The organism is Filimonas lacunae (assembly GCF_002355595.1).
In the GTDB taxonomy this organism is placed as follows: Bacteria; Bacteroidota; Bacteroidia; order Chitinophagales; family Chitinophagaceae; genus Filimonas; species Filimonas lacunae.
The window spans coordinates 4,331,080-4,346,717 of record NZ_AP017422.1 but is presented as its reverse complement, the minus strand read 5'-3'; the positions used below and the strand labels follow the sequence as shown (position 1 = coordinate 4,346,717).

Genomic DNA, 15,638 nt, shown 5'->3' with positions numbered 1-15,638 from the left:
TACCAATGAAATTGAATATATACAAATACGCTTTCACTGCCTTAACAGGTTCTGCATTGTTAATGGGTGCTACCTCCTGTAAAAAATATGTTACACTGGATACGCCCCCCGATGCATTAGAAACAAACGTAGTTTTTACTGATTCTGCTACAGCTACCTCTGCTATTGTGAATATGTATTCACGCATGGCTGCCAGTAACCAAACAGGCACACTGGCCAATACATGCGGATGGGGTGTTACCACGTATGGTGCTATGAGTGCCGATGAGGGTTATTATTATGGTAGTGGCAATTTTACTGATTATCAAACAAACACCCTCGCAGCTGGTAACACCGCCAACGTGTTATGGTCGGGTTTGTATCAGCGTATAGCCAGAGCTAATGGAGCTATCGTAGCTCTGCCGGATGCACCTTTGTCCACTACATTAAAAAGTCAGCTGCTGGGTGAGGCCAAGTTTGTAAGGGCATGGATGTATTTTTACCTGGTAAGTTACTATGGTGGCGTGCCTTTATACCTGAATACAGATGCTATCACCGGCTCGTTATTGCCACGCTCAGCTGCAGCAGACGTGTATACTCTGATTTTGCAGGACCTTACAGATGCCAAAGCACTGTTGAATACCAATTATCCTTCTACAGAAAGGGCCAGAGCCAACAAATATGTAGTAAGCGCTATGTTAGCCAGGGTGTATTTCTATATGGGTAAATGGGCTGAGGCCGAAGCGGAAGCCACCACTGTTATCAGCAGTGGTACCTATAGCCTGGTGCAAGACCTGTCTACCGTGTTTTTAAATAACAGTAACGAAACCATCTGGCAAATATCACTGGCCAGCACTACCACACCACAAACTATCTTTGGTTCGGAATACCTGCCAACAGGCACTACGCCCAAATTTGTATTGTACGATACCCTGGTAAATGCCTTTGAAACAGGTGACCAGCGTAAAACCAACTGGGTTGCTTCTCTTAGCAATGCTAATGGCACCTTCTATTATCCTTATAAATACAAAGTAGCTGCTACCACCACCGGCAAAGAATATCCTATTATGCTGCGCCTGGGCGAGCAATACCTGATAAGGGCAGAAGCCAGGGCAAACCAGGATAATGTAACAGGAGCCAAAGAGGATGTAGATGTAGTTCGCAACCGTGCAGGTTTAACCGGTACAACAGCACAAACCAAAGCCGAAGTACTGGCAGCGCTTACGCATGAAAGATGGGTAGAGTTGTTTATGGAATCAGGAGACAGGTGGTTAAACCTGAAGCGCCTGAACCAGGCATCTGTATTAAAAGGGTTAAAACCATCCTGGAAAGATTTCCAGGTGTTATACCCTATTCCATTAAGTTCAAGAAGCGCGAATATTAACCTGCTGGATAACGACGGCTATAAATAAGGATCTGAAAAACATTTAAACCTATAACATGCGCACTAAAGTGATGCTTACGGTTTTGCTGGCTGGCAGCCTGTACCAGGGATGGGCACAGAATACAGATAGCACTATCCAATATTATACACGCCTGGCCAAAAGCTCCGATGAAAAGGATAAGGCTTTGCTGAAAAATACCTTATACCAATTGCTGAAAAGCGATAAGGAAGATGATTGGCTTACTGCCCGCCGCTTCTTTTACCAGTTGAATGAAATAAACGTGTCCGATTCTATCACCAAAGCCGACAGGGTAAAATTTCCGTTAGGCCAGGTGGTAAGAGATTCAGAAGTAGAACCTATCTACAATGAAAAAGACCCGGTAAAGAAGGAGGAAATGTTTAAAGCCTGGATCAGCAAATATCCTCCTGAAAAGCTGGGCAGCGATCGTATTGTATATGACTATGCGCGCAACTCTGTATCTACTGCTTATGCCAATGAGGATAACGTAGAGAAGGCGGTGTATTACGCTGGTCAGATTGAAACCGGCCCGTGGAGAGGGGAAGGGTACGCTTCTGCCGCTCAGGCACTGCGTAAAAAAGGGCACCTGGCAGAAGCAGCCGATTTGTATAAGAAGGCAAGAGCCATTTCGTATGAATATCTTACCACTAAACGTAATGAACCCGGTGCAGGCTTTGCCGCTATGGGCTTCAGGGGCTATAGCACACAACTGGCAAGTGTGTATGTTGATCAGAAACGTTATGAAGAAGCTTTACCTATTTTGAAAGAGGCGCATGACAGTTCTAAAACAGTGAGCGCTGCTACCAATTCTGCCTATGTGCAGGTGCTGGAAAAGCTGGGAAAGAACAACGAAGCTTTTGATGTCATTGACGAGTCTGTTAAAGAAGGGCAGGCTACCGGTGAAATGAAAGCCACGTTAAAGCGCCTGTATGCCAAAGTAAAAGGCTCTGACGCCGGTTACGATGAGTACATGGCAACCGTAAATAAACAACTGGCCGCAAAGATCAGGAAAGACCTGGCGAAGCAGATGATTAAAGAAACGGCTCCTTTGTTTACACTGAAAGATGTGAATGGTAAAACTGTATCATTGGCCGATTACAAAGGCAAAACAGTGGTAGTGGATTTCTGGGCTACCTGGTGCGGTCCCTGCAAACGTTCTTTCCCTGCCATGAAGCTGGCACAAGCTAAATACGGCAGCAACTCCGATGTGCAATTCCTGTTTATACACACATGGGAAAAAGAAGAAAACGCTACCGCCAGCGCCAAAGCATATATTACAGACAATAAATATCCTTTCGAGGTATTGATGGATCTGAAAAATGCCAAAGGTGTTAACGAAGTAGTAACCAGTTATAAAGTGTCTGGTATTCCCACCAAGTTTATTGTAGACAAAAACGGCGATATCCGTTTCCGTTTCACGGGTTTCTCAGAAGGCGAAGACGCCGCTGTAGAAGAGGTGAGCGCTATGATAGAACTGGCGCAGAAAGGATAAGATTCGTATTCCCCTTTTACCAATAGTATAAGGCAAGCAGTATTTTACTGTTTGCCTTTTTGTTTTTATTGGCCGTCCATTCAGCCGGCTATAGGCCTGTTCGGGTGTGAATTTGTCCCTTTGGCCCGTTATCAGTTGCAGGCTGGTCGGGTTCGGATAATTTGCGGGTTATGAAACCTGTATTACCGGTTAAAAACCTGGTGCGTATTAACTGGGTGCTGATTATAGTATTCAGCATGGCTGTGCTGCTTTTTCTCACCTTTATGTTAGAGGAAACAGAGCTGCATAAGCTGTTGTATGGGGTAATGACGGCGGTAGCGCTGGGCTTGATCAGCTTTGCCAATGTGGCCATTATGAAGCTGTTGAGCCGGCGGCTTGTGGTGCATACCAGCACATTTAAGCAATATCGGTTTGTATGTACTTATGTAGCCAGTCTGGTTATTTACCTGGTGCTGGCCCCGGTTTTCGACTTCATTTCTCCGCAGCAGTATCGTTACTCTTATGCTGTGTACCTGCTGATATTTGTGCTGGCAGGTATAGTGGTGAACACGGTGGTGATAGTGGTGCATGACTTTGTGATTTTGCAGAGCATCCGGTTGCATAGCGATCTGGAGCTTTCGCGACTAAAAACGGTACATACAGAAGCTGCTAACCTTTTATTAAAACAGCAGATACATCCTCATTTTCTATTTAATGCGCTTAACACGGTAAAAGCGCTTTATCACACCAACCAGGATATGGGGGATTCTTATATTGTGCATCTGGCCAATTTTCTCAGGGCTTCTATTCATCATCATACGGCTAAAACTGCTTTGGTAGCGGAAGAGCTTGGAATACTGGAAAGCTACCTGGAAATGCAGCGTATTCGTTTTGGGGAAGCATTGAAGTGTGCAATAGATATTCCAGCTGAAATAAGACAGCGCTATTACCTGCCTGCCTTTTCGTTGCAGCCTTTATTGGAAAATGCCATTAAGCATAACGAGCTTACCTGTATGGCGCCTTTATCAGTGCAGGTATATTGCAGCAACGGGCGTATAGTGGTATGCAATAACTTAAAAAGAAGAACTATTGCCCTGCCATCTGCACATTATGGGTTGGCTAATCTTGCTGAAAGATCCCGTATACTATCGGGGGATGAAATAGTGGTGGATGAAAAAGAATACTCCTTTTCTGTAAGCATTAAATTGTTGTCGGATGAATATCGTGATCATTGAAGATGAGCGGGTAGTAGCGGAAGATCTGGAGATCAATCTCCGGAAATTAATACAGGAGCCATTGCAGGTAGTGCAGCTGGGTTCAGTACAGGAAGCCATACCGTACCTGAACGGCAGGAATGACATTGATGTCATCTTCAGCGATATTCAGTTGGGCGATGGTTTAAGCTTTGAAATATTTATCGCCGTTGCGCATGCCATACCCGTTATATTTTGTACGGCTTATGATGAGTATGCGTTGGATGCTTTTAAGGTAAATGGCATCGATTATATACTAAAGCCTTTTACCAGTCAAATACTGGAGAAGGCGTTGAATAGATATTACCAGTTGAAGAAGGCATTTGCGCGTGACCAGGTGCCGGCCTATCACTCGTTAATTCAATTGCTACAGGATAAGGGACGTAAAGCTTCTTCTGTGTTAGTGTACCACCAGGACAGGATTATTCCTGTAAAGTTTGCAGAGGTGGCTATTGCTTACCTGGCTAATGATATTATTCATTTGCATACGTTTCATGGCAAAGTGTATTATCCCAACAAATCGCTGGACGAGCTGGAAAAACTGGGTGGCTCGGAGTACTTCCGGGTAAACCGGCAGTTTCTGGTGCACAGGAATGTAATTACAGATGTGTCCAGCTTCTTTTCCCGCAGGTTATCGCTGAACCTTACCATTGCCTTCCCGGAGCGCATTACGGTTAGTAAAGCACGGGTGGCGCCTTTTTTAGAGTGGCTGGCGAATAGTTAGGTCCACTCAGGAGCTATTTTGTCCCGGCCGGGTGGTTTCTGCTTTCCTTCTTTTGTCTGCGTGGGCATCTTTGTGCGACTATTAAATAAACGTACAATGAAAAAAACACTCGTTATTATTTTAACCCTGTTTGCTACAAAAGGGTTTAGCCAGGGATTGTTTTCACGATTAGAGTTTGGATTAAAAGCAGGGGGTAACGTTAGCAATTTTACCAATGCTTCTTTTCCTACCGATCCGCTTTATGGTTTTCATGCAGGCTTCACTATGGCTTTTAAAATCACCGACCGTATCCTTATCCAGGAAGACATTCTATTCTCTACACAGGGTGCAAAAATAAAAGGGGGCTCTTTGGGCGATCAGGATCTGAAGCTTAATTACATCTCTATACCGTTTCTGTTGAAGTATAGAGCCCAGTCTGGTTTTTTTGTAGAAGCAGGCCCGCAGTTTGGTATGAAGGCGAATGAAAAAGTAGCCGGCTGGAGTAAAGATGATTTTGCTAAGAAGATAGATATAGCGGCAGCCGGGGGAATAGGGTATCAATCACGTATAGGATTAGGCGTGGGAGCCAGGTATATATACGGATTATCGAAGGTGGGTAACTTTGATATCTCTAATGTGAATAATGATTTTAAGAATAATACCATACAGGCAAGTATATTTTATGTGTTTTAAACAAAACGGCCATCTCCTGGCCTGGTGAGATGGCCGTTTTTAGTTTTTATGGCTTTGTAAGCATAAGTAAGCTCAATAAGCAAAAGATTCCCTTCTTTTGTGCAATACAGGATAAGACAGGATAGTTTTTTTGCGGGTAGTTGATAATATCGCTGCTCAGATTGTTGATGCTATTTCTTTTTGCTTGCTGTTGCCTTCCTTAATGCTGTGTGCATACGGTGGTGTTAGTAAGCTGCTGAAGCAAATAAAATCACCCGGATAATAAACAAACACAATCACCTATAGTCAAAGAAGTTAATAGGGATGCAGCCAATAGTTGTATACCCTGTTAGCTTTAATTTTTTTAACGATATGCAACAGACCAGGAAAGGAAACATGCCGAAAAGAATAGTTACAGCAGGTATAGGGTTGTTATTGTGCTGGGGCAGTGCCCGGGCACAGCAACAACAGGTGATGAGTGAGTGGCATTACCGGCCGCAGGGCAGCGATTTTGTAAAAGTGAACGGTAAACAACGTTTTAACCGGGCCTTATATGGAAGTAACACTGCTTTTAGGGTAGAAGCAGGCGATTTGCCTGAATTTGCTTTATATCTGCCCGGTATGGGCGGTAGTTTGCGTTTGGGCCTGATGCACGGTAACGAAAGTAAATGGCTGATGGATGCGCAGGAGGTAACAACGGTATATCGTCCTGGCTGTATGCTGTACGAAATAAGTGACAAGCTGTTGGGTAAAGGTAAGCTAAGCCTGAAAGTGATACCGCTGGCAGATAAGGAAGGTATGCTGTTACAGATAAAGGCCGACCAGGTGCCTGCTGGTGTTACACTTTGTTGGGCTTATGGTGGGGTAACGGGTAAAAAGTTTAGTCGCGATGGCGATATTGGCGGAGACCCGGAATCTTCTTTTTATCTGCAACCTGCTTATTGTAAAGATAACCAGGTAACTATTTGGGAAAATAAAGCCGGCATCAGCTTAGGGCAGAAACCTATGGTGGAGGCGATATTTCCGAAAAGTGCGGTGTTAAAAATGGCGGATGCTGTCAGGCAGGAAAATCCGGCTGTTTGTTTAAGTGCAGTGGTGTCCGGCACACCTATCGTGGCAGGTTCATTACCCCTTACTGGCTTTCAGGGATATTTCTATATTGGAAAACCTGATGCAGGCGTTAAAACATATGAAGAGCTGGCAGGGGCATTTGATAAAGCAGAAGCGGCGCGCAAAGCGCTGGCGGAACGGATACAGGTAAAAACGCCGGATGCATATATCAATACGCTTGGCAGTGCATTAAGCATGGCGGAAGATGGCATTTGGGAATACCCTACCTACCTGCATGGTGCAGTAGCCTGGCGCATGCGACTAAATGCGTGGCGTGGCCCGTATGTAGCCGATCCTTTAGGCAGGCACGACAGGGCCAGGGCGCACTTTAGCAGCTATGCGTTATCTCAGTTAACTGAACCCGCTACTGCACCGGTAGTAGCCGATACTGCGCTGCACCTGGCACGACAGCTGGAAAAGCTGGGCACGTCTCTGTTTAGTAGTGGTTATATCTGTCGCAATCCCAATGGCGATTTCCGGGCGCATCACTACGATATGAACCTGGTGTTTGTAGATCAGTTGCTGCGTCATTTTAACTGGACCGGTGATACGGCTTATGTAAAACAAATGTGGCCGTTGCTGCAAAGGCACCTGGCCTGGGAGAAGCGTAATTTTGATATGGATAATGATGGTTTATATGATGCTTATTGCTGCATATGGGCCAGTGATGCTTTACAATACAGCGGTGGTGCGGTAACGCATTCTACTTCTTATAACTATTTTGCCAACCGCGAAGCGGCTTTCCTGGCAAAGGTGATAGGGGAAGATGCCAGCTTGTATGAAAAGGAAGCAGATAAAATTTATCAGGCTATTCAATCCAAACTGTGGATGCCCGAAAAGGGCTGGTATGCAGAATACAAAGATGCATTGGGCAACCAGCAGCTGCATCCGTCTGCGGCTTTATGGACTATCTATCATGCCATAGACTCGAGGGTGCCGGATGCTTTTCAGGCTTACCAGAGCTTACGTTACATCGATACACATATACCGCATTTGCCCGTGCATGTAAAGGGAGAAACTACTCCTTCTTTATACCTGTTAGCCACCACCAACTGGCAACCCTACGATTGGTCGCTGAACAATGTGGCGCTGGCCGAAAACCTGCACACGGCATTGGCTTACTGGCAGGGCAACCGTTCTGACGCCGCTTTCCGTTTATGGCGGAGTGCTATGATAGAATCGATGTACATGAGTGCCAGCCCCGGTGGTTTTCCGCAGTTATCGAAGTATGATGCTGCAAGAGGAGAGTTGTACCGCGATTTTGGAGATCCGATAGGTATGGCTGCACGTTCATTGGTAGAAGGGTTATTTGGTATTGTGCCCGATGCTATGCGCGATACGCTTACCATTCACCCGGGCTTTCCCACTGCCTGGAAGCAGGCGGCTATACAATTGCCGGATACCCGCTTGCAGTTTCAGCGAACAGGCACTACAGACGATTATACTATTACCTCCACTTTTGCCAAACCCCTGCATTTGAAAATGGTAGTGAATGCGCCATTTACACAGGTGCAGCAGGTAACCATTAATGGCAAACCTGTACAATGGAAGCTAATAGTGCAGGTAGGTCAACCGGCTATCGAATTAGCCGCGCCTGCCACTACAAGCTGGCATGTAGTCATTCGCTGGAAAGGAGTGGCGCCTGAGAAGCCGGCATATGATAGTATCCGTTTGGGGCAACAGCTGTTTGCCTGTAATACAGCTAATGCTACCATACTGGATGTGTACGATCCGCAGCAGGTATTGCAAACGCATCAGCTACAGGCGCATCGCCTGGCGGCACAGCCGGTAGCAACACCGGGGGCGCATACCTTTTTCCTGTTATTAAAACAAGGCCAGCTGCAATGGTGGCATGCGGTAGATTTTTACCAGCAACAGGCTATAAGCATAGCTGCTACCAAACAACAGCCTGTGAATGCATTGGCATTTACCCTGTATAATGCAGCATCCGGTGCAGTAAATGGTACGGTGCAGGTGAATGACGGCAGCCGTGCCTTTATACAAAAGATCAGTATTCCTGCGGGAAAGCAAGGGATGAAGGTGGATGTGTCAGCAATCTCTGTGATTACAGGAACCAATCGTATACAATGGATAGGCGATGATGGCAGCAGGCTGGATACTACCATAATTAACTGGAATGTAACCACGGATCAAAAGAGTAGCTCCGTGGCGCTGGGGGCATTGTTCAATGATAAGCTTACCCGCATCTTTAAAAACAATTATCTCTCACCACGTCCGCAATCGCCCACGTTGCAATTGCCTGTACAGGGTATAGGTAACTGGTGTTATCCGCTGATACAGGCCGATATTGATAATAGTGGTTTGCGCAAAGCAGCAGGAGGCAGCAACAGATTCACGCTGCCACAGGGGATTGTGTTTGCTACACCGGCCGATAGCAATGCCAATAACATCATTTACACCTCTAAATGGGATAACTATCCTGATACAGCTACTGTGCCTTTAACGGGCAAAGGGAGCCACATATACCTGTTAATGGCAGGCAGCACCAATCCCATGCAAAGCCAGTTGGTGAATGGCAGGGTTACGGTGTATTATAAAGATGGCACCAGTGGTGTGCTGAACCTGAAGAATCCGGAAAACTGGTGTCCGATAGAACAGGATTATGAAGATAACGGGGGAGCTTTTAGTTTACAAACGCCACGCCCGTTGCGTGTGTACCTGAAAACCGGGCAGGTGGGTTTTACGCTGCCTAAATACAGTTCCATTAAAGGTTTCAGTAACCGCGCCATCGAAGGGGGTGCCGCTACGGTGCTGGATATGGTGCTGGACCCCCATAAAGTACTGGATCATTTACAACTGGAAACCCTTACCAATGATGTAGTCATTGGTTTAATGGCAGTGTCGGTAGTGCTATAAAATGTTGTTTTCAACTATAAAAAATGCCGCCTCATATATATGGGGTGGCATTTTTGTGTCATGTCTGTTTTTCTGTTTACAGCCGCTTTTGGTAGAATACTATTTAATTCCTTTTTTTGGGGACACATTCAAATAAGTAGAATTACTCATGCAGTCCATCCGCGAATATTCTGATGAAGAGCTGTTTACGCAGATAAAGGATGGGAAGCATTGGGCTTTTGCCGAGCTGTATAACCGTTATTGGGAAAAACTGCTGGTAGTGGCCAGTAATAAACTGAACGATGTTTTTCTGGCACAGGAAGTAGTGCAAAACCTGTTTATTGATGTGTGGACCCGTAGGGAAAAGATTGTTATACAGAAAACTGCTAACATATACCTGGCTGCTGCGCTCAAGTATAAAGTTATCAACGCTCGCCTGGAACGGACTAAAGCCCGGCAAAAATCCGGAGAGTACACCGATGATTCCTTCGTGGCGCCTGCCAATGCGCATGAAACCCTTTCTTTCCAGGAGTTGCAGCAACAGCTGGAAACCATTGTTACGGGGCTGCCCGAAAAATGCCGGCTGGTGTACCAGATGAGTCGTCACGATGGATTCAGCAACAAAGAAATAGCCTCTCAATTAGATATATCCGAAAAGGCCGTGGAAGCCAATCTCACCCGGGCACTGCGTGTTTTACGCGAAAAATTGAAATATTTCAGCCCGCTACACATTGTTTTTAAAAATATATTGGAAATGATATAGGGGTGCCTTCTTCTTTTTTGACTATAGGTATAGAAACAGCTGCTATTGTTGAATATGAATGAAGAATTACTGACAAGCTTAGAGAAAAAATGGCTTAACGGCACCATTACCCGCGAAGAGATGGATTTATACGCGGCCTGGTATAGCGATAACCAGGGAGCGGATGTGCTGGTGCCTGCTGCTATAGCGGAAGATCGTGAGCAACATCGTTTGCAGGTGCTGAGCGCTATAGAGCAGGAGATTGCCAAAGAAGACCCGGCCGTTCGTTTCACCCAACCAGCAAAGGTGCGCTCTGTTAAACGTGCTACTATTATTTACCTGTCTGGTGCGGCTGCGGTAATTGTGGCTTGTATTCTATCCTATGTGCTGTTTTTCCCGTCTAAAAAAGTACCGCAACTGGCTAATGTGGTGAGTGATAAAAAGCCTGGACAGGCGGGGTTGGTGCTTACCATGAATGATGGCAGAAAGTTGCTGCTGGATACGTTACAGGATGGTGTGGTTTCGGTGGAGCAGGGGATAAAAGTGATTAAGGAAAATGGAACGCTGCGTTATGAAGGTAAAGGTGTGGGTAACATATATAATACCGCTACTACCAACAGGGGCAGACGTTATCGTGTGCAACTGCCTGATGGCAGTGAGGTGTGGTTGAATGCAGGCTCTGAAATACGTTACCCGTTGAACTTTGAAAAAGGGATACGTTTAGTGGAACTGAAAGGGGAGGCGTATTTTGATATTGTGCAGCAGGCGAAAGCGCCTTTTATGGTAAAAGTGGACGGGGTAGAAGTGAATGTGTTAGGTACGCGGTTTACTATTAATGCTTATGCGGATGAACCGGCTATTGCCACTACGTTAATAGAAGGAAGTGTAAGTGTGCATGCAGGTGGGAAACAATCGTTATTGAAGCCTAACCAGGCAGCTATAAAACCCAGAAGTACAGAGGAGTTGAAGGTGGTGGAGGTGGACGCTGATAATGCAACGGGCTGGCTGAAGAATAAGTTTGTATTTGATAACATGAAGCTGGACGAAATTATGCGGTCCATTGAAAGATGGTATGGTATAACGGTAGTGTATGCCGATAATGTTAACAGGAATATTGTATTTACCGGTTCTACTCCTATGAACCAGAATTTATCCGAAGTAATAAAGGTGCTATCTCTCAGTGGCATACACTGTGTGCTGAAAGAAAACACACTTTATGTGAAATAATAATGATATAGCTATGTAACTGCGTTCGTCCCTTCCCTCTATTGATTAAAACAAAACTGCTTATTATGTACACTCTGCAAAATGGAGACAGGCATTCTATTACCCCAACTTACCGGGTTTTAACGGTAAGCCGGCACGGCCTTTTGCGTGCTCTTTTACAAAACAACTTCAAGCGGCTATGGTTGCTGCTGGTGCTATGTATTGTATCGGTTGCCACTGTAACGGCCCAGGAAATAACACTGGATATTACCGATGCGCCGTTGAGTAGGGTGTTGGATGAAATTAAAACACAATCGGACTACGATGTATTCTACAACCAGGCGTTGCTGCGTGATGTAAAGAAGGTGACCATCAAAGCCGAAAAAGAACCATTAGACAAACTGTTAAAAAGGCTTTTTGAAAAGCTGCCGGTAAACTATTCCATTGCCAATAAAACTATAGTAGTTACGCCCAAAAGCACCAGGAAGGCTGACGCGGGTAGTATCAATGCCCTGTTGCCCGTGGCCGGAAGCCAGGAGCAGATAAAAGGCCGTGTATTAGATTATAAGAACAGGCCACTGGCAGGTGTTATGATACAATACGATCAAAGTTATTTCTATACCTATACCAACGACCAGGGTGAGTTTTCTATACCCGGCACCAATGGCACCATCATCAACTTTTCGGGAGAGGGCTTTACCGATATGGAACTGCGTTATGATGGGGAAGGCTTTTTGCTTGTGCATATGGAACCTATAGGTGGCTCTTTACTGCAAAATGTAAAAGTATCATCTGTTGCCAGCAGAAAAGACCCTACTACGCACATCGATCTTACCAACAGAAGTTATATGAACCTGGGACAGGTGTTACAAGGCACTGTTCCGGGGTTAACATTACAAACGGTTACTTCTACCAACGTTATCGTTACCAATGTTGCTTCTTATAATCCCCGTACGTTGTGGACAAACATGACCTTAGATCAGTTTTTGCGCAGCAATCCTAACGGGCAGGAAATTATCAATGCCAAACTCAGTGGCAACATTCCCAGCTGGATGAATGCGGATATATATCATCTTACTACGGTTACCCGTGTGTCTACCACAGTGGTGCCTGAGTTGAGGGGGGTAAATTCTTTTGCCGGCAATGCTACCAGCATGCTGGTGGTCATCGACGGTTTTCCTAAAGATGGTTTCCCGTCCGATTTTCCCATGAACAACGTAGAATCAGTGGAGGTGATCAAAGACCCGAAAGAACTGATAAAATGGGGGCCAAGGGCCACCACCGGTATTATTATGATTCGCACCAAACAAGGTAAAAGCGGGCAGATACAGCTGAATTATTCTTCCAACCTGTATTATACACCTGCATCCCGGTTTAACAGGGAAAAACTACAGCTGCCTAATACCGCCGATGTGCTGGATTATATGTTACAGGCCGATTCCATGTTTGTTAGTCAGAACACTTACAATCCGGTAACCTCTTTTCATAATTCGCCTGCTTCGTTGTTGCTGGCCCGCTTACATAACAATCTTATTAGTAAAGGTGCGTTTCAGCAATCCTGGGATTCGTTAGGGAAACTGGATAATGAATCACAGCTGCGTCAGTTGCAACAGAATGCTTTTAGCCAAAGCCACAACCTGTCGATGAACGGCGGAACCAGGAATTATAAATTCTCTTTTATGGGTGGTTATAGCAATAACCAGGACAACAACCTGAAAGGATATAATAAAACCTTTAGCCTTAACCTCAACAATTCTTTTAACCTGTTACAGGATAAGCTGAACATTAGCTGGCTGGTATATGTAGCCAGTATGCATTCCCGCGCCGGCTATAACTTAAACCCCAGCAGCTTAAGCTTACAGCCTTACCAGATGTTGCTGGATAACAGTGGTAATTATGTGTACGATTATTATTCGCTTAACCCCGATGCTAATGCTAAAATTATGTCGCTGGGATATAAGAATAATGCCGAGAACATTTTAGAGGACGCCCTCATTAACAAAAGCACTACTAAAAACTACCAGGGACAAACCCGGTTTAACCTCAACTGGAAACTGTTGCCAGGCATACAATGGAACGCTGCGGTATACTATACGCAACAGAATAATACTACGGAAGATTTTTATGATAAAGAATCCAGCCTGGCCAGGCAAACCTATAACCAGTATGGTGAGTACAAAAGCACCGGTATTAACTTTTATGTACCCTATGGTAACATTTTTAAACAAGGCAAAAGCATTAACAAAGAGTGGAACGTGCGCACGGGGCTGGATTACAGCAGAACCTTTGGTAAAAGCGAGGTTAGCCTGGCTATAGGTGGAGGTGCGGCCAGCGTTAGTTACAGAAGACCTGATGCCTATACCTTGTATGGTTATAACACCATTACCAAAACCGGAGCTCCCATTTTTTTACCCACGCCCGATCCTAATGCTGCGGTAAGCAATTACTATGTGTTGTTTCCCGGCCAGGGCGCTACAGTATATCCTTCCAGTCTGGCAGTGCCTACCAATATGCTCAATACCAATTCCAGGAACATAAACTGGAACGCGGCGGCCAGCTATAAATATGATAACAGGGTAACTCTCTCCGGTTCTTATAACAGTGTATACAATCCTAATTACGGACAGGATAAAAAGTATTCTGTGATGTCTAACTATTATATCGACGGATCGGTAGATGTGCTAAAGCGTCCGTTAAACAGCTGGCTGGATAATATCGGCTTTTCTACAGGCGTAGTAGGTAATAAAATGCCTGACTTACCGGTTATTTATAATGCAGCACGTTATCAGCAGGTATATTGGAGCAATTATGCTATCTGGGTAAACAGCGCTTCGCCTACCCAGCAAAAGGGCCAACGTTCACAGAATGTGTACCAACGGCTAAAACTGGCATTGTTACAGGGAAAGTTTGAATTGTCGGCAGCTTACAATACACAAAAAATGACCGGGTTAAGCAGTGCTTCCGGAGTTGATACTACTATTCATTACGTAAGTGCCAGTGCCAAAGCCAATTTAAGAAATGGACTCTTCTCTATGGGAGTGAGCTACAGCAAATCTCCGGAAGGACAATCGCAGGTGAATGGTGAAGCCAAGTACAATATTGCCAAAGAATCTTTCTTCCATTCTAAACGTATCTCCACGCTCGAAGCCGAGGTGATAGTTCAAAACGTAAGTCCTTATCAGGGCTTAGGGTTAATGATGGGTACCAATGCTTCCAGCGGGGGTAGCTACAGCATGGCTACCAACAGTACATTTAATGTACTTCCTCCCAAGAATATCAACTACGAGGTAAGGGCAAGGATAGGTATTCAGGACGATAAGTACATGGTAGACCTGCGATACTACAATAAAACCACTTCAGGGTTGAACAGCACCGTTTCTGTTAGCTCAGATGTAGCCAGCGGTTTGGGGTCACAGGTTGCCTACAGTAATATCGTAAACAAGGGTGTGGAGTTCTTTTTAAAAACCAGCGTGGTAAAAACACAAAAGGTAAGTTATTCCATTACGTTAAACGGGGCTTACAATGTAAATATCGCCAAATCGGTACCTAGAACTGGTTTTACAGGTACCAACCAATATGCTACTGCTTACCGGGATGGATACAGTACCTCTAACATATGGGCCTATAAATGGGCGGGATTAGACAATCAGGGTAACCCACAGATCTATAATACCAAAGGGGAAAAAACAACTGCCTTGGATAGCGCTACGCTTACCTCTTCTCTTACCTATGCAGGTGTGCTAAAAGCTCCCTGGAACGGTGGGCTGATACAGGAAGTAACGCTGGGTCAGTTTTTTGCAAGGGCAGCCCTCACCTTTAGCTGGGGCGCTGTTATGAAAAGGTATATTCCTACCTCTTCCGGAACGCTGGTGAACAGCGCATTGATCAGGAACCGTTGGAAAAAGCCGGGCGACGAACTGTATACAGATGTGCCTGCTATGTCGGCAAATGGAGAAGGTACTTACCGGGCATTTGTTGCCAACAACTCTACCAATAGTATTACCTCGGCCGACTATGTTCGGTTACAGGAAATAATGGCAGGCTGGCGTGTGCCACAGAAAATGATCCAGCATCTGAAACTGAATAGTGTTATGCTTACCGTGCAAATGCAAAACGTGGCTGTGTGGGTAAAGAATAAGTATAAACTGGACCCGGCAGTAGTAGGCAGCAATGGTATTATAGGCCTGCCTATTCCCAAACAATATTCCTGTAGCCTGATGATAGGCCTTTAATCCACTAACTC

General features: G+C 45.2%; 9 protein-coding genes. All 9 read left to right on the top strand.

Annotated elements, in window-relative coordinates; genetic code table 11:
* The first annotated feature begins 5 nt into the window (after window positions 1-5).
* Window positions 6-1,391 (top strand): RagB/SusD family nutrient uptake outer membrane protein, encoded by a 1,386-nt coding sequence (locus FLA_RS17275; RefSeq protein ID WP_076381420.1) that lies wholly within the window; start codon window positions 6-8, stop codon window positions 1,389-1,391.
* A gap of 28 nt (window positions 1,392-1,419) precedes the next feature.
* Window positions 1,420-2,874, top strand: coding sequence for a redoxin domain-containing protein (locus tag FLA_RS17270; protein ID WP_076381421.1), 1,455 nt, complete (start codon window positions 1,420-1,422; stop codon window positions 2,872-2,874).
* Window positions 2,875-3,044: 170 nt separating this feature from the next.
* Window positions 3,045-4,088, top strand: coding sequence for a sensor histidine kinase (locus tag FLA_RS17265; protein WP_076381422.1), 1,044 nt, complete (start codon window positions 3,045-3,047; stop codon window positions 4,086-4,088).
* Complete coding sequence (locus FLA_RS17260) at window positions 4,069-4,830, top strand: LytR/AlgR family response regulator transcription factor (RefSeq protein ID WP_076381423.1); 762 nt, start codon at window positions 4,069-4,071, stop codon at window positions 4,828-4,830. Before FLA_RS17265 ends, FLA_RS17260 begins: the two co-directional genes overlap by 20 nt.
* 96 nt (window positions 4,831-4,926) lie before the next feature.
* The gene (locus FLA_RS17255) at window positions 4,927-5,502 is read left to right on the top strand and encodes a porin family protein (RefSeq protein ID WP_076381424.1); all 576 of its coding nucleotides are present in this window, start codon (window positions 4,927-4,929) and stop codon (window positions 5,500-5,502) included.
* A 375-nt stretch (window positions 5,503-5,877) separates the two neighbouring features.
* Window positions 5,878-9,468, top strand: a complete 3,591-nt coding sequence (locus tag FLA_RS17250) for a DUF4450 domain-containing protein (RefSeq protein WP_076381585.1) — start codon at window positions 5,878-5,880, stop codon at window positions 9,466-9,468.
* A 148-nt stretch (window positions 9,469-9,616) separates the two neighbouring features.
* Window positions 9,617-10,210: an RNA polymerase sigma factor gene (locus tag FLA_RS17245; protein WP_076381425.1), complete on the top strand. Its 594-nt coding sequence runs from the start codon at window positions 9,617-9,619 to the stop codon at window positions 10,208-10,210.
* A gap of 54 nt (window positions 10,211-10,264) precedes the next feature.
* The gene (locus FLA_RS17240; RefSeq protein WP_076381426.1) at window positions 10,265-11,416 is read left to right on the top strand and encodes a FecR family protein; all 1,152 of its coding nucleotides are present in this window, start codon (window positions 10,265-10,267) and stop codon (window positions 11,414-11,416) included.
* A 65-nt stretch (window positions 11,417-11,481) separates the two neighbouring features.
* Window positions 11,482-15,627 (top strand): SusC/RagA family TonB-linked outer membrane protein, encoded by a 4,146-nt coding sequence (locus FLA_RS17235; RefSeq protein ID WP_076381427.1) that lies wholly within the window; start codon window positions 11,482-11,484, stop codon window positions 15,625-15,627.
* Window positions 15,628-15,638 lie beyond the last annotated feature (11 nt).